This is a genomic window from Nonomuraea sp. NPDC052129 (assembly GCF_040680095.1).
Classification (GTDB): domain Bacteria; phylum Actinomycetota; class Actinomycetes; order Streptosporangiales; family Streptosporangiaceae; genus Nonomuraea.
On record NZ_JBFAVX010000010.1, the window covers coordinates 296,058 to 313,696 of the forward strand.

The following is a 17,639-nucleotide window of genomic DNA, read 5'->3' on the forward strand; positions in this document are numbered from 1 at the left end:
ATGCGGCCTTTAGATGTCGTCGGCCTTCCAGTGGGTCAGGCCGTAGGTTTCCGCGATGGGGCGCCACGCCTCGACGAATCGGGCTTTCGCCGTCTGGGCGTCGCCCGATTTGTCGAGGCCGCGCTGGTAGTCGGGATCCTGGGCGATGGGTCCGGTGCAGCCCTTCGCCAGGTGGCGCCGGGCCCAGGTGAGGAAGGCGGCGTCGGCGGAGTAGGAGGCGTGGAGCGCGGCCACGAGGGACTCCTTGAGCGCGGGGCCTTCCGGCAGGGCGGTCAGGTCGAGCGCTTGGGCCATGGTCAGCTGGTCGCGTCGGTTGACGGTGATGCTCTGGATGGCGTTCATGCCGCTCCGCTCGCATTTGCTCGCGCGGGCGATGGCCCCCGACAGGCTGGCGCGGGTCGAGTGGCTGTTGGTCAGCAGATCATCCAGACCGGTGGCCTGCCGGGCGGCCTGGTCGGTGTCGGCCGCCGGTGATCCGGCGTCGGTCGCCGGTGCTGAGGTCGCGCCGGTGGCATCGGTGAGCACGGGCACCTCGTCCTGCCGCGCCTGAGTGTCTCCTTCACCGGAGGGCCAGGGGAGACCGGAGGCGAGCCACCAGACCAGCCCGAGGGCGAGCGCCGGCAGGATCAGGCCGAGGAAGACCAGCGACGTCCAGGGGCGCGGCCGATCCCAGGGGTCCCATTCCCCACCGTCCGCCCGCGCCGGTGGCTCCGCGAGGGCAGCTCCACACCTCGGGCACCGGTCGAGGTTCCCGGCGTCGGCCCCGCATCGCCCACAAAGGCGGCCGGAGCCCGATTCATCCACCAATGCACCTCTCCCTAATTAATCCCGAAAAACCAGGACAAATGCTTTATTTGTGATTCGTCGTGTCGACGGCCGCCCGCATTACCGAAAGAAGACTATTTGATAACGAGCCGCTCTTGAGATATTCGCCCACTATAGGCTCACCCGCACGCACGAATGAGCGGGAGGCGGCCTCGATGCTCGACAGCTCCGGAACAGATTCCCTGCACGCGCGGACCTCGAATGCGAAAACGTCTCGCATGGGTAATGTGACGCGTTATCTCTGCGCCGCGGCCTATCTGGATAGCGGCTTCCGCGACAAAGTTCTGGCTGAGCTGCTGTTCGACCAGCATCGGGCGATCCCTCCCTCCTATGGGGGTTTCGACCTGATGCCGGTGATCTATCACTGCCGGCGGTCCCGGACGATGCTCGTGGTCCGCGACGCCCTAATCACCGGATTTTTCGCCATCGGTTGCTTTGTTGCCCCGTTGAGCACATTCGCCTGGCTGACGACCCTTATCCCGTTCGCCCTTCTCACTGTGGACGGAATCCGGCGCGGGCCGCTGTACGTGCGGGCGCTGATCTGGCTCTGGGCCGGCTACTCGGCCTTCTCGCTGGCCTTTCTGGCGATCTTCAGCGCACTCTTCTCCGCGGCGACGGGCTTGCCCACCTCACGCCGCTCATCATTTCCCGATATATATGGAATTGAGCCTGCTGCTCCGGATATCGTGAGCGACAGCACCGGCTCCCTGCTGCAAGCGCTCATGGTTCCAGCCGTCACGCTCGGCGTCGCGCTCGTGTACCGGATCGCGATCTACCTGACCCTCGTCGGGAGCCTCAAGCCGGGCGCACCGGAACCCATCATCAGAACCACGCACCCCAAACTGGCCCGCCGCCTCGACTACATCCGCGGCGCGCAGTGGGGAAACATCACCATGTACGCGAACGAGGACGCCTTCCTCGGAGCCGGGGCGATCCAGCGAAACTGGTCCATCGCCGTCGAACTCGACCGCGTACGCGAGAACCACCGGCCGTCGCGGCGAGCGGACCCCGTCGACATCGACCCGGTTGAACTGCACGGCTTCGTCCGCAGCCGCCTCATCGACATGCGTGACCGCGTACTCCGGCCCAACGAGGGCATCCAGCGGCTCGACATCGGGGATCACGTGGTGACGCGCGGGATCTTCACCGTCGCCGACGGGCAGCGCGACCGGGCGGCCGGGCCGCATCCGATGATCGACCGGAACGGCCTGCCCCGCTACCTGGCCACCCCCGAGGAGATCGCGGCGATCGCCCGCCATCCGCAGGGCGGCGTCCGCTACTACCAACGAGTAACGATCAACAACGCCGGCCAGGAGATCCGCGACCTCAACGGCAACCTGGTCGCGCCGGCCGAGGACCAGGAGGCGCTGACATCCGCGTTCATCTACCTCGCCGTCGAAGGCCGAATGCTCTACACGCAGTTCGTGGTCACCGTACTTCCGCCGGCCCACGACCTCTATCACGTGGTCGACAGCCTGCCCGCCATGACCAGCGGGCGGATCACCTGGGAGGCGGTCAAGGTCCTGAAGCTCCAGCTGCTGCGCGACGTGCTGGCGGCTCCGGTCCGGGTCGTCCGGACGATCGTGCAGAGCGTACGGCAGAGCGCGATGACACCGAACCCCTGCGACCACATCGTCTATCCGTACGGCGCCCGCTTCAGCGTCCGCGAGCTCGGCGCCAGCGAGCGCCTCCAGACCCACATCCAGGTGCTCGACGTCACGAAGTACATCAAGATGATCGAGCAGCGGCTCACCGAGGCGGTCCTCGACTTCCTGGAGGAGCGGAAGGTGGAGACCGGCGCCTACCGGCTGCAGGCGGCCAGCGTGACCTCGTACTCGATGTCGGTGGGCCCAGGCGGCACGGTGAACGGCCCGATCGCCTTCGGCGAGCACGCGTCGGCGACCTACGGCCAGGCACGTGACTAGCAGGGAGGCCCCTATGGGAACGGAATACGGCGTACACATCACCGGCGGCCAGGTCAATGGGCCCATCGCCATGGGCACGCACGCCCGCGCCACCGTCAACAACCTGGGCTCGCCGGCGCCTGGTACGGCCGAGCAGCTCCTGGACCAGCTGGACAGGCTGCTCGGCGAGCACGAGTCGGTCGTGGACGAGCCCGGCAAGGCGCGGCGGGACGCGGCCGACGTCCGGCGGGAGCTGGCCGAGGCCGAGCCGGACCGGTCGCGCATCCTCGACGCCCTGAAGCGGCTCTCGCTCAGGGCGGCCGAGGTGTCGGTCATCGTCGAGGTCATCGGCAAGATCCGCGAGCTGTTCTCCTAGGACCCCTGGCTGTCTCGTCACACGATCGTCTCGATCCCTGTGACGGTCCGTGGTGGCTGGGGTCCTTTGAGAGATACCCCCTTCGGGGGGAAAGGGAAGCGGTCTGACGTGGCTGGGGTCCCCATTGAGGGACCCCTCTGGGGAGAGATGGAAGGAGGTCCGTCTTGGCTTGGGTCCACAAGGAGAGACCCTCCGGGGAGAGAAGGCGGAGACCCTCCGTTGTGGCGGCGGCCCCATGGACGGACACCCTCTCGGAGCGGAAGAGCGGGTACAGACCTGGCGACCTCCCTACCCGCCGATGTCGACCGGGCAGGTGACGGGGACCGGGGACTCCGGCCGATTCCTTCACGATCTCGGCCACCGACGCACGGAGGGCTGGTTCGCCTCCACCCCCACATCTATGTCCCTGGTTCAGGGCATCTCACCGTCACGCCATATCACTCTCAGTTATTTATTAACTACTCTAAGTGATTGTCGATGGTTTCGGGCGCCGACATGACTTCCCAGAGTCGACGCCCTGGCCGGCAACCACTGCCGAGGAGGAATCCCCATGCATCCCAGGCCCCCGTCCGCCTGCTGGCCGCGACGGTGATCAGCGCGGCCTCGCTGACGCTGGCAGCCGCGCCGGTATCGGCCGCCACCCAGCACTTGAACGGCACGCAGGCCGCGTCCGCAGCGCCGACCCCGATGTGTCTGGACGCCACCGATAACCGGGCCAACGGCACCGCCGTGCGCCTGTGGACGTGCGTGAACCACCGCAACCAGAAGTGGGTCATCCAGGGCGGCCAGGTCAAGGTCGAAGACACTCTGTCCTGACCATCCAACTGCTCCCCGGGTTCCCGGCGAGCGCGACGATGGCACGGTCTACCAGGCCACTGCCGATGAGTAAAAACCCCTGATCAATAGACACGGGACCACGGGCTGTCCGTGGTCCCGTGTTCTCCTTTTCGGGTCCAGCCGAGATAGTTGGAGAACCGTCCGTCGTGGCGTCCGTCCCATGGACGGGCGCGACGTGGGTCAGAAATCGTCGGGGGTGCGGACCCGGTCGCGGACCCAGACGCCGGCCGCCTTGAGGCGAGAAGTGCCCACTCGGTCGGGTGAACAGGCGGGGGTTGGTCTCGTAGCCGTCCTCCTGGATGTACATGGAGATGTGCAGCACGTCGGCCTTCCAGTCGTCGGCCAGCGCGTTCAGTGACGCGGTGTTGAGGCACTGCAGGCCGTGCGAGCTCATGCCGCGGAGTCGACAGCCGCACTGCGTTCATCCGCCCCTGCTCAGGCGATCTCTACGGTGCCGTTGCCCGCAGGAACCTCGACCGGGACGGCGACGTCCTTGGCGGGGACGGGTTGGGCGGCGGCCTTCTGCTCACGGGCGAGGAAGGCGCCGAGTTCGGCGATGGTGGTCATCAGAGGGGCGGGGAAGACGACTGTGCTGTTCTTGTCCACGCCGATCTCGACCAGGCTCTGCAGGTTGCGCAGCTGCAACGCCAGGGGGTGGGCCATCATGATGTCGGAGGCCTCGCCCAGCGCGGCGGCGGCCAGGTGCTCACCCTCCGCGTTGATGATCTTGGCGCGCTTCTCACGCTCTGCCTCTGCCTGGCGGGCCATGGCGCGCTTCATGCTGTCGGGGAGCTGGATGTCCTTCAGCTCCACCAAGGTCACCTCCACCCCCCATGCGACGGTGGCGACATCGAGGATCTGGCGGATGTCCAGGTTGATGCGGTCGGTCTCCGACAGCGTCTCATCCAGGGTGTGCTGGCCGACGACCTTGCGCAGCGTGGTCTGGGCGATTTGGTCGATGGCCGCGCGGACGTTCTCGATCGCCACGACCGACTTGATCGCATCGACCACCTTGAAGTAGGCGACCGCGGACACGTCGACGCTGACGTTGTCGCGGGTGATGATGCCCTGGGACTGGATCGGCATCGTGACGATCCGCATAGACACTCGGCGCAGCACGTCGACGAGCGGAATGATCAACCGCAGGCCTGGTTCGCGTACGCCCAGCACCCGGCCCAGGCGGAACAGCACGCCCTGCTCGTACTGCTTGACGATCCGCACCGCCAGCGCCAACATCAGCAGCAGCACGGCCACGATGATCGCAGGGATGGTCCAGCCGTTCATGGTCAGCTCCGTTCGCTCGCCAGCGGAGATCGCCGGGTCCGGCAGGATCGACGAGACATCCTCGTCAACCCGGCTGATGGACGCCCTGTGGGCGATCCCCTTACCGGAAGCCTCCAGCCGGGCGCGCCTGGCCGCCAGAGGCGAAAGACCTCAGCCGGCACGACCGCGAGGGGCGTTCGGCGGCGCGGGGTGGGACCCTCTGCCCTGTCGCGAGAAGGCAGGCGCTTCGCTCCTCGCCCGTGAGCCGTCATCAGGTTGCACCGCCCAGAGCGTGCTTTTCGGACCGCAAGAGGCGTAGGGTCGAGATCAGGAGGAGCACGACACACCAGCCGGGCCGCCTTCTGCCGGGTCCGGCACCAGGCGTTGCCCCAGCCCCCGGCGGCATCCACCAGTCCACGGCAGCGCAGGCCATCCCATCGCCTTCCCCGACGGCCAGGGATGTGGAGTCCACGGCGGACGACGGGCGCTGTCGCGGTCATGGTCATCGCTTCACGATCGCCCACCAGCGTCGGCGACCACTGGACCGGCCGCCCGGAAACCCTTCCGGTCGGCGGGACGGCGAGCCGGTTGGCGCAGCGAGGAACGCCGCCATGCACGGCACCGATTTCGGTCAGACCCATCCGCGTGAAATCGGCCTTGCCGGTCACGTGAACGCCCCCGTTCATGCGCCGCAGAACCCTGTCGCAGACGGCTACCGCATCGCCTCCGACCTGCACGACATCCTGGTCAATCAGATCTTCATCGTCAGCCTGGACCTGCACGCCGCCCTCTCCCTGACCGACGATGCCCAGGCCAGAACACGAATCACTCGCGCCATCGGCGGGCTGGATCACGCCGTCGTCGACCTCAGACGCACCCTCTTCGACCTTGACAGACTCAGTTCTCTCACCAAGGAGGGCCCGACCCCGGACGTGGCCACGATCGACTAGAAAGCACTCTTGCCTGCCCAACATGAGGTGAGCCTGGCAGATCGCCGGGCTCATTCCCGTTACCGGCGAGCCCGAGGCAGACCCACCAGACAAGAAGACCTTGACCGCACGAGGCCCATGCACATTCCGACGTTGGCGTTCGGCTGCATGCTCACAGACAACCAAGGTCGTTGGCTGGGTCCTCGCCCGCATCAACAATCCTGACAACATGTGGCTTTTCGATCGGCGCTGGGGTGTCGACGTAGCGCTTCCCGCAGCGACCCCGCTGGTGTCCCTGATCGAGGAGGCCGCCGGCACCACCGACACCATCGGCCTGATGCGGCTCGCGGCCGCGACACCGTTCTCGTCGTCACCCACAGCGCGACCGAAAGCGATATCCACCTCCTCTTCCAATAGCCGAATGCGGCCCTGGGCGGGTTGCTGCCGCCTTTGATCTGCCCGCGGCCGCATGCGCGGCAGTCTCTTCGCTTCCCCATCGCACAAATGACGCCCACCCACCCGCAAACCCTCTGAAGTGCCCGGAAGGAGTGCGTAGGCGTACAGCGGCGAAGCCTGACGTGCGGCTGACGAGTCACATGAGAGGCTGCGTGCAAGCGCCCTGGGTCGCGATGGCCGAACCGGTGTTCGTACGGCTGTCCCTGAACGAGGTCAGCGGTCGCCGCCTTCCCCTGCACCCAGGCGGTGTCATTGCCCCCTCGGCCGAGGATCGGGGCTTTTGAGTTTCCCCTTTCGGAGCGGACATCTCCTGACAATAGATCTTGTTTGCGAGGTCTTCCGGCGAGCAAGCCCAAATCTGACCGCCCCAGTCAGACTCGGGTCTTGCTCGCCGAGGACCGCGTGCGGTGTCCCCATCCAGGGCCGCCGCCGGGCCCCTGCGGTGCGGCCACCGAGGGCCGCACCGGCTCAGCCGCCGAGAGCCGCGTCCTGGCCGATGGGTGCGGTGCGGTGGCCAGGACGCGGTCCCTGTCACCAGGGGGCGGTGCAGATGGCCCGGCTGCCGGGCACGCCCCTCGGTGCCCCGCAGGCGCGGAACTGCAGGTTCGGGTCGCTCGAGGTGCGCGCGGCGGGGGTGATCACGATGTCCCCGTCCCAACGGGCCTCGAACGGACCGCAGTAGCCCCAGGTACGGCCTCCGTCGCTGGTCACGTCAAGGGTGACCCAGTCGCCCTGCTTGGCGCCGGACAGCTGGGCCCAGCCGTGCTGGATGCCCTGGATCTTGCCGTACATGAGGTTGAACTGCGGGCGTCCGTTGGAGCCGCCCCAGCGGACCATGCGGGCGGACTTCGGGTCGTTGCCCGTGAAGTGCCACCATCCGCCGCAGTCGATGGGATCGGCCGCGGCCACCGCCGGACGCGCCGCCGCCGCTGCCACCGCTGCGGCCCCCGCCGGACGTGCCATCGCGGACACAGACGCGGCCCCAGCCGGACGTGCCGTCGCGGACACGGGCGCCGCCGACGCGCTGGGCGCGGACACAAAGCCGCCGGCGAGTAGAATGGCCGACGCCGCAGCCACCCCTAGATGTCTTTTCTGCATGTTTCTCCCCCTGGTCTACGTGAAATTCCTGACCCCTTGTCGTCATCACGGTAAACAGCGGTCCTGTCAAAAGGCTGACGTCATCCTTTCGGCAACCTGTCGTCGCAGCACGGGGCGGCCGTATTAAGGATGGCTACGAAGTAGAACTCCGGACAGGATGTATTCCGGTACGCGCGGAAACCGTCCTTCCTTGCTGCATGGTGGAGAGTGCGAACAGGTGATCGTGTCATTGGGGATGGCGCGCACACCCTCGGGAGATCGCGGAAAGGTCCACGGATGGAAACGGGTACGGGGATCCGGTTCAGTGTGCTGGGACCACTGGAGATAACACGGGACGGCCGGCCGGTGCGGCTCTCGGCGGCCAAGCAGCGCATCGCGCTGGCGACGCTGCTGGTGAACGCCAACCACCATGTATCGCCCGACAAACTCATCGAGTACGTGTGGGGCGACGACGCGCCCAAGCAGGCGCGCGCGGCCCTGCACACCCAGATGACCAGGCTGCGCCGGGCACTGGACGACGGCGCCGACGGGCGGCCGCTGATCGAGACCATGGGGGCGGGATACATCCTGCGGGCCGACGCCGACACCCTCGACGTCGAGCGGTTCCGCGAGCTCGCCGAACAGGCGACGCGGGCGGCGGGGGCGGGCGACCAGCCGGGAGAGTCCGGTCTGCTGCGCGAGGCGCTCGGGTTGTGGCGGGGCCCGGTGCTGGTCGACGTGGCGTCGGAGTCGCTGCACCGCGACGAGGTGCCCCGGCTGGGAGAGGAGCGGATGCGGCTGCTGGAGCGCTGGTTCGACCTCGGGCTGCGGACCGGCCGCCACGAGGAGATCATCGCGGACCTCAAGGCCGCCACCGCCGAGCACCCGCTGCGCGAGCGGCTGTGGGAACAACTGGTTCTGGCCCTCCATCTCGCCGAGCGCCGGGCCGAGGCGCTCGAGGTCTACCGCCACGTCGCCGTCCTGCTGCGAGAGGAGCTCGGCATCGATCCCGGCAGTGAGCTGCGGCGTCTCCAGCAGGCCGTGCTGAACGGCATTCCTCTGACGACGACGTGGGCCCCCGAGACCCCTCCCCCGGCCCCGGTGCCGCGCCAGCTGCCGTCCGACCTCACCCGGTTCACCGGCCGCCACACGGACCTGGCGAAGCTGTACGACTTACTTCCGGAAGAGGGGGAGCACCGGCCCATCGTCATCGCGGCGATCGGCGGCGCGGGCGGGGTCGGCAAGACCGCGCTGGCCGTGCACTGGGCTCACCAGGTGCGGGAGCGCTTCCCCGACGGGCAGCTGCACATCGACCTGCGCGGGTTCGGCCCCGGCGAGCCGATGGCGCCCGCCACCGCCCTGGAGATGATGCTGCGGTCCCTGAACGTACCCGCCGACCAGATCCCCACGGCGGTCGAGGCCCGCTCCGCGCTGCTGCGCAGCACGCTGGCCGGGCGGCGGGTGCTGGTGCTGCTGGACAATGCCCGCAACACCGCCCAGGTACGGCCCCTGCTCCCCGGATCGGACTGCCTGGTGCTGGTGACCAGCCGCACCCGCCTGGCCGGGCTGGCCGTACACGATGACGCGCGGCATGTCTTCCTGCGCAGGCTGCCTGAGGCGGAGTCGCAGACGCTCCTGGGCAAGATCCTCGGCGCCGGGCGCGTGTCCGCCGAGGCCGCGGCCGCGGCCGAGCTGGCCCGGCTGTGCGCCCACCTTCCGCTGGCGCTGGCGATCAGCGCCGAGCACGTGACCCGGCGGTCCGGCGCGCGGCTGGCGGACCTGGTCGCCCAGTTGCGCGACGAGCGGTCCCGCCTCGACCTGCTCGACGTGGACGACGATCCGCAGATGAGCCTGCGGGCGGTGTTCTCGTGGTCGTACCAGGCGCTCGATCCGCGGGCCGCGCGGGCGTTCCGGCTGCTCGGGCTGCACAGCGGGACGGAGTTCGGGGTCGGCGCCGCCGCGGCGCTGATCGGGGTTCCGCCCGCCGAGGCACGGCGGCTGGCCGAGATCCTGACCGACCGGTGCCTGCTGGAGACGGGCGGCGTCGAGCGGTATCGCATGCACGACCTGATGCGCGTCTACGCCGGCGAACGGGTCGAGGCGGAGGAGTCCGACGCCGACCGGCTGGCCGCGGTCAAGCGCCTGCTGTCGTGGTACCTCCACACCGTCGACCAGGCCGATCAGGTGCTCAACCCCCAGCATCAGGGCCTTCCGCTCCCGCCGCTGGAGCCGTCGTGCGAGCCGTACACCTTCTCCGGCTACGACGCCGCGCTGTGCTGGCTCCAGACCGAGCACGCCAACCTCATGGCCGCCGTACGGCGGGCCTTCACGCTCGGCCAGTACGGCGTGGCATGGCAGCTGCCGTGCGCGCTGTGGAGCTTCTTCAACCTGCGTAAGCACTGGGACTCCTGGATCTCCAGCAACGAGATCGGCCTGGAGGCCGCGCTGCTGCTGGGCGACGCGCACGCCGAAGCCACGATCCGCACCAGCCTCGCGCTGGCTCACTGGGACCGCAGGCAGTTCAAGGACGCGCTCCCGCACGCCGAGATCGCGCTGGCGCTCCAGCGTGATCTCGGCGACCGGTGGGGCCAGGGCAACGCGCTGAACACGCTCGGCCTGGTGCATCGGGACCTGGACGCGGCGGAGGCGGCCGTCGTGTGCCACCGGGAGGCGCTGGCCATCTTCACCGACCTCGGCTATCATTGGGGGCAGGCCATCGCCTCGGCCGGGCTCGGCCGGGCGCTGCTCGCTCTCGGTCAGCCGCGTACGGCGCTCCAGCACCATCTGTCCGCGCTCGCCGCCTTCCGCGCGATCGACAATCTCTGGGGCGAGGGCATCGCGCTGACCGACATGTGCATCACGTACGCCGCGCTGGGCGATCACGAGGAGACGATCCGCTGGTGCTTCCGCTCGCTCGACCGCAGCCGTGAGATCGGCGACTGCAACACCGAGGCTCGCACCCTGCACATCCTCGGTCAGGCCCTGGCGGCGACCGGCTGCCCGGTGCTGGCCGTCGAGACCTGGCGCAGGTCCCTGACCATCTTCGACCACCTGGCCGACAGCGAGGCGGCACAGGTGCGCGCCGACATCGCCGAGGTGGAGGCGGAGACCGGCTTGTCCGCGGAATCCATGCTCGAACCGGAGAAAGCCTGGCTCTCGGACATCGTCGCCTCATCCCGCGTCATCTCCTCATCCCGCTGAGCCCTGAGGGCTCCACCGGCGCAGTACTGATCGCGCGAAGCCGGTGAGGAGATGGGTCTCGCCATAGATCCGGGCCGCGTCCTCGGCCACTCGCGCGCAGCGCCGCACCGCGGCTTCGGGGTCGCCGAGCCTGCCGAGCTGGTGCGCGAGGATGACCTCACCCGCGAGGACATGCGCGTCACCGGCGCCGAACACGCTCCGGCCCACCTCCAGGGCCCATTCGGCGATCTCTCTGGCCCGCTCGTGATCTCCCGCCCCGTCCATCCGGCCGCCCACCCACCAAGCCAGGTTGGTGAACAGCGTCATGGCACCCCAGCCGTTCAGCGCCTCCTCCTGGAACGCACGCTCAACCAGCCCGTCGAGCCAGGCGACGGCATCGGCGTCGCGCCGCGGGTCGCCGATCTCCTCAAGAGCGGCCTCGATGTTGTCCAGCGTGTCAGCGATCTCGCCGTCACCGATCGCGACCTTGTCGGCGGCGAGCTCCTGCCAGAGCTCGACCGCCCGGCGGGGATTCCCACCCCACCGGGTCCAGACCGCGATCTCGAACCGCCCACCGAACACGATGCCGCTGTCCGCCCCGTGCACCCGCGTACCGACCTCGACCAGCTCCTCCGCCAGCGCCAGCGCCTCCTCCGTGCGGCCCATCGCGCCTACCTGGCGGGCCAGCGTCATGCGGCACGCCAACGTCTACGCGTGCTCCGCGCCCAGGAGGCGTTCGCTCTCTTCCGCGGCCGCCCGCGCGAGGTCGAGCGCCCGGGCGGGATCTCCGCTCTGGTGAAAGCGCGCCCCGATCCACCAGGCCACCCGGTCTCGGAGGGCGATCACCTCCTCCGGTGGGGCGCCGCTCTCGGCTACCCTGGCCAGGGCCCGTTCCAGCCAGCTCACCACGTCCTCGTCGCGACCGGCCGAACTCATCATGTGGGAGAAGTCCAGCGCCGCCTCGAGAAGCCCCGCGTCGAACGCCTGGTGAAGGGCGCGCCATCAACACCGTCGACGGGATCGGCGGCAACGACACCATCAGCGCCGACGGTGGCACCGACACGTGCGACTCCGACAGAGGCGACACCGAGCTCAACTGCGAGATCTGACGAAAGATGCCCGGGCGGCGCGCTCACACCGCCGCCGCCCGGGCACTCGGGTCAGGCGGTCGGCTTGAAGGAGCTGTCGCCGCGGAAGAGCGTCGTGTCCTCTGCCTTGTCCAGGCGGAGGGCGTCGTCGCGGTGGCGGACGAACCGACCGGGGTAGTTGGCCGACTCCAGCCGCACCGAGCCGTCCACCGTGCCCTGGCGAGCGTGGAAGGTCGCGTCGCGCTTGAACAGCGCGGTGCCGTCGTTGGTGTCGAATCGGACCAGGAAGTCCTTGTGCCGCAGGTATCGGCCCTCGGAGTCGACGAAGGAGTATCCCTTGGCGTCGGACAGGCCGGGCACGATGCGCAGCGCGAGCGCGGTCGCCCCGATGCGGCCCACGGCACCCGCGGCCTGGATATACGCCTTCGGGCGATTTACCGACTGGAAGGCCCGCGAGACGCCCTTCGGTAGTAGTCCGCCCCCGCCCGCGGCCGTGGCCCGGGTGAAGGTCAGCGTGCCGAAGCCGAGGTGGTCGTACTTGCTGCCGCCGTAGTCCCCGCCTCCCCCTTCGGGGGCAACCCGCTTGCCGTACGCCTCGATGTGGGGCACCGGCAGCCCGCGGCGCACCCCGTAGTGGTTGTAGAGCAGCGCCCAGACCGGGTCGTTCATGCCGCGTCCCGCCGCGGAGACCTCCGTCTGCTCACGGGGTGCGCAGTTCTGTCCGGTCCCCCACTTGTACGTGGTGAACGGCACGCTCTCGCCGAGGTTGTACTTGGCAACGTACTGGGCGCCCTTCATGAACCGGTCGTCGGCGTAGCCGTACAGGTCGATGCCCTGGTTCCAGGCCATCTCGCACAGCACGCCCATCAGCCCGATGCCCAGGCTGGCATGGCCCTGGTCGCGGCCGCTCTCCTGCCACTGGCCGAGGCCGCCGGGGTGGAGGAACGGCACCGCGTTCATGATGGCGCCGTTGCCCTTGCCGTGTTTGAAGTACTCCACGGCCTGGTCGACCTTGGCCTGGTCGTCGCAGAGAATGCCGATGGCCAGGATGGAGGCCATGGCGCACAGGTCCCAGTTGGCCCAGTAGTTGGTGATGCAGGCGTCGTTGTGCCCCCGCAGGAACCGGTCGTTCAGCGGGTAGAAGACGGTGAGCATCATCTTCTTGAAGCGGTCGAGGTCGAAACCCGGGTAGCCGCGCATGATCTCGCCGACGTTGGCCAGTTGCCAGCCCTGGATGCCCGCCGCGAGGAAACGGTCGGCGTTGCCCGTCACCGCCTTCAGCGCGGCCGACCAGGCGTTGAGGATGTCGCGGGCGGCGTCGCCGTGGGCCTTGTCGCCGCTGATCTTCCAGCGCAGCGCGTTCTGGTAGGCGGCGGCCACGTCGATGGCGAGCTGCACGTGGTTCGCCCCCGTGCCACCTCTGACGACCGTCTCCACCGGGCGAGCCTTCCAGGTGCTCTTGGAGCGGCTGTTGGCCACCAGTTTGTCCCAGCCCGCCTTCCAAGGCTGGGCTCCGGCGTTCACCTGGGCCCGCATCCGGTCGAAATCCGGCTGCGTGTGCAGCATGCCGGGGTGCTTGAGCGCCGCGGCCGAGGCGCCAGCGGGCAGGGCGGGGAGTACGGCGGCGCCCGCGCCCACGGTCACGGCCGCCTTCAGCAGGCTCCGGCGGGAGGGCTGCGTGGTCATGGAAGTCCTTTCCCAGGGGTCACTCTTGTCACAGGAGACGGAACCGCCTGTCCGGTGATAACAGAAATCTCAGGGTGAGACCCGACTGCGCTGAGGCACCGTCGCGGGGTCGGCGGGCCGCGCCCTGGTGACGTACTGCGGGACGGGGGCGCGGTCGTCACCGGTGTCGCGGGTCAGACCGTAGCGGACGATGCCCCTGGCGGGATCGAGCCCGGTGGAGATGTCCCTCCAGACCTCGCTCCAGGTCCGGGGCGCCACGTTGAGATCGATGTCCGTGCCGCTCTCGTTGTTGTGGATGGTGACCTGGCCGTCCAGGTAGTAGAACTCGTTCTGCCACATCTGCTGCTGACCCGGGGGCAGCCGTACGAAGCCGATCTCGGGAGCGCCCATCCAGGTGACGCCCGGCGCCTGCTCGTCGTCCATCCGCCGCCCACCGCCGGACGCGACGTGGAACAGTCTGCCCTTCAGCCCGGTCCAGGTGGCGGCCCGGAAGTCGCCGATCCGGCTGCGGTAGAGGATGCCCCAGCGGACCTCAACGTAGCCCTTGCCGGTGATGGTGATGTAGTCACCCCGGTGCGTCATCTGGGGGGCGCCGCCATACCTTGAGTAGCCGTGTTTCCCACCGATGGCCAGCGTGCCCGCGGCGCGCCGGGGCAGCGGGGCGGGACGCCGAGCCTTGGGCGGCGCCTGGTCCACCGTGTCGACGGTGCGCCCGTACAGGCCCGCCGGACGGCTCCGCGTCCGCGTCGGCGTCGGCGTCGGCTTCCGCAAGGGGCGCGGGGAGGAGGCGGGCACGGAGGTGGCGATCACCGGCGCGGCCCGCCCGCGCGGCGGCTCAGGCTGGAGGTTCTGGACGATCACCGCACCACCGGCGATCAGCGCGGTGCTGACCGCCGCGATCGCGACGGGCTTGGCCGCCAGCGAGGAACCCGCCGCGCCCGCCGCCACCTTGCCCTTGATCGGGCCCATGGCGAGCAGGCCGCCCTTCAGCGCTGGTACGGCTGCCGTCCGCGCCATCTCCAGCAGACCCACCGCGAACCCCGCCGGGAGGGCCACCAGGCCCAGCCCGGCCAGCAGCCGGTCGGCCGGAACCAGGTCTGACAGACGATCCGCGCAGGTCCGGCACTCGCGTACGTGCCGCGACAGCCGCTTGCGCCACAGGGGTGACGGCGTGCCCGTCCAGCCATCGGCCACGTACGCCAGCCCGGCGCAGCGAGGATAGGCCGAGAGCGCCCGCACCACCGCGCGGGCCGACTCCAGCCGCCGCTTGACCCGCTGCACGCGGACGGCCGCGTGTCTCTCCTTCAGGTCCAGGCCGGCGGCCAACTCCGTCCGGGTGAGCTCGTTCGCAGCCTCCAGCCACCACAGCGCGAGCACCTCGCGGTCGTCGTCGTCGAGCCAGCGACTGGCCTCCACCGTCTCCTTGCGCTGCCCGGACAGGCCGAGCCGGGTGACGGTGAGACCGGCGAAGTCGGCACTGGCGTCCGCCATGCCCAGCGCCTCGTCGAGGGTGGCGGTGTTGGTGGCGGCGGCGGTGGCCCGCCGCCACTCCCGCACCTGGTTCAGGGCGATGGCGACCAGCCAGGATCGGAAGCTCCTGGGATCGCGCAGTCCGGACAACCCGGTCACGACCCTGGCCATGGTCTCCTGCACGACGTCGTCCACGTCCGGGTGGCCGTTCATGGCGCGGCCGGCGATGTTGTACACGAGCTGCAGATGGCTCCTCACCAGCTCGTCGACCGCTCTGTGATCGCCTGCCCCGGCCGCCAGCACCGTTTCGACCTCGTACGTCGGCCGCGCGTACATCCATCACCCCGATCCGGAGCTCTGATGCTCCGACCAGGAGACGGGAACATCACCACTGAGATAACACAAAACACCATTTTGTCGCTTATATGCCTGTTGGTGGCGTGGTGCGCACGATGAGGTCGTGGACATGCGACGAGGTGAGTGGTGGTGTGGATGTCGCCGGGCAGCGCTGTCGTGCTCGGACAGGAGCATCGTGGGTCAGTTACCGGCGCGGATGAGGCCGTGTTCGTAGGCGTACACGACGGCCTGGACGCGGTCGCGGAGGGCGAGTTTGGTGAGCATCCGGGCGACGTGGGTCTTGACGGTGGCTTCGCTGACGTACAGACGGGCCGCGATCTCCGCGTTGGACAGGCCGCGCGCGACCAGGTGCAGGACCTCGAGCTCGCGTGCGGTCAAGCTGGCGACCTGCGGTGGCGGCGGGAGTGGCGCGGGTGTGCGGGCGAACTCCTCGATCACCCGCCGGGTGACGGCCGGGTCGAGCAACCCCGCGCCGGAGGCGACGACGCGGATGGCGTGGACGAGGTCTTCCGGGGGCGCGTTCTTGAGCAGGAAGCCACTCGCCCCCGCCCGAAGCGCCTCGTAGACGTAGGAGTCGATGTCGAAGGTGGTCAGGACGATGACGCGGGTCGGCGGCGGGGTGTCGGCGAAGAGGCGTTGGGTGGCCTGGATGCCGTCCAGCCTGGGCATGCGGATGTCCATGAGTGTCACGTCCGGGCGGAGCCTGCGTGCCGCGGTCACCGCGCCGAACCCGTCACCGGCCTCGCCCACCACCTGGATGTCGGGCTCCGCCGAGATGATCAGGCGCAGCCCGGCGCGGATCATCTGCTGGTCGTCGGCCAGAAGCACGCGGATCGTCATGAGCCCTGCCCGAACTGCCCGGACTGCCCGGACTGCCCGGACTGACCGGTCAGCCGGAGGACGGCGGTGACACGGTAGCCGCAGCCCGGCTGCGGACCGGCCTCCAGTGTCCCGTCGTAGAGCGCGACCCGTTCGCGCATCCCGACAAGTCCGTGGCCGCTCCAAGGCGTCGGCCCGTCGGCCGGTGGTGACCTGCTGTCCGTCCGTGCTGACCTGCCGTCCGCCTGCGGTGGCCTGCCATCGTCGAGGACATCCAGGCGTAGCGTCTTGTCGCCGTAGTGGATCACGCAGTCGATCCGGGTGGCGTCGGCATGCTTGCCCACGTTGGTGATCGCCTCCTGCAAGATCCGGTACGCCGACAGGTCGATGCTGGGCGGCAGCGGTAAGGGAGTGCCCTCAACCCGCAGCTCGGCCCTCAGGCCGCCCGCCCGGAGCGGTTCGAGCAGGTCACCGACGTCGGCCAGCCGTGGCAGGGAGGTGTGCGACACGGGTGCGTCCGGTTCGCGGAGCAGGGCGAGGAGCCGGTGCATCTCGGTCAGCGCTTGACGCCCGGTCTGCTCGGCCACCAGGAGCGCCTCCCGCTCGGCCTGCTGTTCGGGCCGCAGGAGCCGGCGGATCCCGCCGACGTGCAGCGCCATCGCCGCCATGCTGTTGGCCACCACGTCGTGCAGCTCGCGGGCGATCCGGGCGCGCTCCTGGTTGACCGCGGCCGCCGCCCGCCAGTCGGCTTCGCGCTTGATCTGCGCGGCCCGCTGTTCGGACAGCTCGGCGCGGATTTGTCTGATGCTCACCGCGTGACCGGCCAGCCACACACCCGTCACGAACACACCCGCGTAGAGCAGGTCGGCGGGCGAGGGTCCCTTCTCGATCAGCACCGCCACCGCGACCAGGCCCAGTGACACGGGCAGGACCGCCATGGGGTGCCGCGCGTGGAAGGCCGCCGAGAAGATCGCGATGACCAGGGCGAACAGCGTCGAGAAGCCGCTGTTGGAGTCCACGCCGAGCGCGGCCTGGACGATCTGGCCGCCGAACACGATCACCAGCACCGCCGTCGGGGCCCGTCTGCGCCATGCCAGTGCCAGGCCCGTCACCAGCACGGTGGCGGCCACCGCCGGCCGGGAGCCGCCCACGACGGTGCCGGACCACACCTCCGCCTGGGCGAGGCCGGCGATGCCCAGCGCCAGGAGCACGTCGCGCCGGTGCGGCGATGCGGTAAGCCTGACCATGGGTTGACGATAAGCCTGCGGGGAGCTGCGGCGAGTCAGCCTGGGGGACGACGTTTTCAGGTGCGGCCGTCATCCCGTGGGCGGACCCGGATCGAGCCGTACTGCCGACGACCGCGGTGGCGTCC

14 protein-coding genes are annotated in these 17,639 nt (G+C 69.3%); 5 read left to right on the forward strand and 9 right to left on the reverse strand.

Annotation, left to right across the window (positions count from 1 at the left end; translation table 11 throughout):
* Positions 1-9: 9 nt before the first annotated feature.
* Positions 10-804 carry a hypothetical protein gene (locus AB0L53_RS24105; RefSeq protein ID WP_363997682.1) on the reverse strand — a complete coding sequence of 265 codons (795 nt, stop codon included), beginning with the start codon at positions 802-804 and terminating at the stop codon, positions 10-12.
* A gap of 248 nt (positions 805-1,052) precedes the next feature.
* Here AB0L53_RS24105 and AB0L53_RS24110 point away from each other — a divergent pair, with 248 nt between their 5' ends.
* The 3 genes from AB0L53_RS24110 to AB0L53_RS24120 all read left to right on the forward strand — a co-directional run bounded on the left by AB0L53_RS24110 (position 1,053) and on the right by AB0L53_RS24120 (position 3,921).
* A complete protein-coding gene (locus AB0L53_RS24110) occupies positions 1,053-2,750 on the forward strand; it encodes a hypothetical protein (RefSeq protein WP_363997685.1) in 1,698 nt (565 codons plus the stop codon).
* Positions 2,751-2,763: 13 nt separating this feature from the next.
* A complete protein-coding gene (locus AB0L53_RS24115; RefSeq protein ID WP_363997688.1) occupies positions 2,764-3,105 on the forward strand; it encodes a hypothetical protein in 342 nt (113 codons plus the stop codon).
* Between the two features lie 471 nt (positions 3,106-3,576).
* Positions 3,577-3,921 (forward strand): hypothetical protein, encoded by a 345-nt coding sequence (locus AB0L53_RS24120; RefSeq protein ID WP_363997691.1) that lies wholly within the window; start codon positions 3,577-3,579, stop codon positions 3,919-3,921.
* Between the two features lie 456 nt (positions 3,922-4,377).
* Here AB0L53_RS24120 and AB0L53_RS24125 read toward each other — a convergent pair whose 3' ends face one another.
* Complete coding sequence (locus AB0L53_RS24125; RefSeq protein ID WP_363997694.1) at positions 4,378-5,226, reverse strand: slipin family protein; 849 nt, start codon at positions 5,224-5,226, stop codon at positions 4,378-4,380.
* A gap of 590 nt (positions 5,227-5,816) precedes the next feature.
* Between AB0L53_RS24125 and AB0L53_RS24130 the strand changes: the two genes are divergently transcribed.
* On the forward strand, positions 5,817-6,155 hold the full coding sequence (locus AB0L53_RS24130) for a histidine kinase dimerization/phosphoacceptor domain-containing protein (protein WP_363997697.1): 339 nt from the start codon (positions 5,817-5,819) through the stop codon (positions 6,153-6,155).
* 966 nt (positions 6,156-7,121) lie between these two features.
* Here AB0L53_RS24130 and AB0L53_RS24135 read toward each other — a convergent pair.
* Entirely contained in the window at positions 7,122-7,553 is a 432-nt protein-coding gene (locus AB0L53_RS24135; RefSeq protein WP_363997700.1) for a hypothetical protein, read from the reverse strand.
* Between the two features lie 411 nt (positions 7,554-7,964).
* On the opposite strand from AB0L53_RS24135, the gene AB0L53_RS24140 reads away from it, so the two are divergent.
* Complete coding sequence (locus AB0L53_RS24140; protein ID WP_363997703.1) at positions 7,965-10,868, forward strand: BTAD domain-containing putative transcriptional regulator; 2,904 nt, start codon at positions 7,965-7,967, stop codon at positions 10,866-10,868.
* Here AB0L53_RS24140 and AB0L53_RS24145 read toward each other — a convergent pair.
* The 6 genes from AB0L53_RS24145 to AB0L53_RS24170 form a co-directional block, all read right to left on the reverse strand.
* On the reverse strand, positions 10,857-11,552 hold the full coding sequence (locus AB0L53_RS24145; protein ID WP_363997705.1) for a tetratricopeptide repeat protein: 696 nt from the start codon (positions 11,550-11,552) through the stop codon (positions 10,857-10,859). The two genes, AB0L53_RS24140 and AB0L53_RS24145, sit on opposite strands and share 12 nt — an antisense overlap.
* A gap of 3 nt (positions 11,553-11,555) precedes the next feature.
* Positions 11,556-11,786, reverse strand: a complete 231-nt coding sequence (locus AB0L53_RS24150) for a hypothetical protein (protein WP_363997707.1) — start codon at positions 11,784-11,786, stop codon at positions 11,556-11,558.
* 221 nt (positions 11,787-12,007) lie between these two features.
* A complete protein-coding gene (locus AB0L53_RS24155; RefSeq protein WP_363997710.1) occupies positions 12,008-13,621 on the reverse strand; it encodes an AbfB domain-containing protein in 1,614 nt (537 codons plus the stop codon).
* Between the two features lie 69 nt (positions 13,622-13,690).
* A complete protein-coding gene (locus AB0L53_RS24160; protein WP_363997713.1) occupies positions 13,691-15,427 on the reverse strand; it encodes a sigma-70 family RNA polymerase sigma factor in 1,737 nt (578 codons plus the stop codon).
* 201 nt (positions 15,428-15,628) lie between these two features.
* On the reverse strand, positions 15,629-16,288 hold the full coding sequence (locus AB0L53_RS24165; protein WP_363997716.1) for a response regulator transcription factor: 660 nt from the start codon (positions 16,286-16,288) through the stop codon (positions 15,629-15,631).
* On the reverse strand, positions 16,285-17,514 hold the full coding sequence (locus tag AB0L53_RS24170; protein ID WP_363997719.1) for a histidine kinase: 1,230 nt from the start codon (positions 17,512-17,514) through the stop codon (positions 16,285-16,287). The genes AB0L53_RS24165 and AB0L53_RS24170 overlap by 4 nt, the downstream gene beginning before the upstream one ends.
* Between the last annotated feature and the right edge of the window lie 125 nt (positions 17,515-17,639).

Excerpts from the sequence above, each read along its gene's own strand:
- AB0L53_RS24115 (WP_363997688.1), top strand. The coding sequence starts at position 2,764 with ATGGGAACGGAATACGGCGTACACATCACCGGCGGCCAGGTCAATGGG.
- AB0L53_RS24125 (WP_363997694.1), bottom strand. The coding sequence starts at position 5,226 with ATGAACGGCTGGACCATCCCTGCGATCATCGTGGCCGTGCTGCTGCTG.
- AB0L53_RS24130 (WP_363997697.1), top strand. The coding sequence starts at position 5,817 with ATGCACGGCACCGATTTCGGTCAGACCCATCCGCGTGAAATCGGCCTT.
- AB0L53_RS24135 (WP_363997700.1), bottom strand. The coding sequence starts at position 7,553 with ATGGCACGTCCGGCGGGGGCCGCAGCGGTGGCAGCGGCGGCGGCGCGT.
- AB0L53_RS24140 (WP_363997703.1), top strand. The coding sequence starts at position 7,965 with ATGGAAACGGGTACGGGGATCCGGTTCAGTGTGCTGGGACCACTGGAG.
- AB0L53_RS24150 (WP_363997707.1), bottom strand. The coding sequence starts at position 11,786 with ATGATGAGTTCGGCCGGTCGCGACGAGGACGTGGTGAGCTGGCTGGAA.
- AB0L53_RS24155 (WP_363997710.1), bottom strand. The coding sequence starts at position 13,621 with ATGACCACGCAGCCCTCCCGCCGGAGCCTGCTGAAGGCGGCCGTGACC.
- AB0L53_RS24160 (WP_363997713.1), bottom strand. The coding sequence starts at position 15,427 with ATGTACGCGCGGCCGACGTACGAGGTCGAAACGGTGCTGGCGGCCGGG.
- AB0L53_RS24165 (WP_363997716.1), bottom strand. The coding sequence starts at position 16,288 with ATGACGATCCGCGTGCTTCTGGCCGACGACCAGCAGATGATCCGCGCC.
- AB0L53_RS24170 (WP_363997719.1), bottom strand. The coding sequence starts at position 17,514 with ATGGTCAGGCTTACCGCATCGCCGCACCGGCGCGACGTGCTCCTGGCG.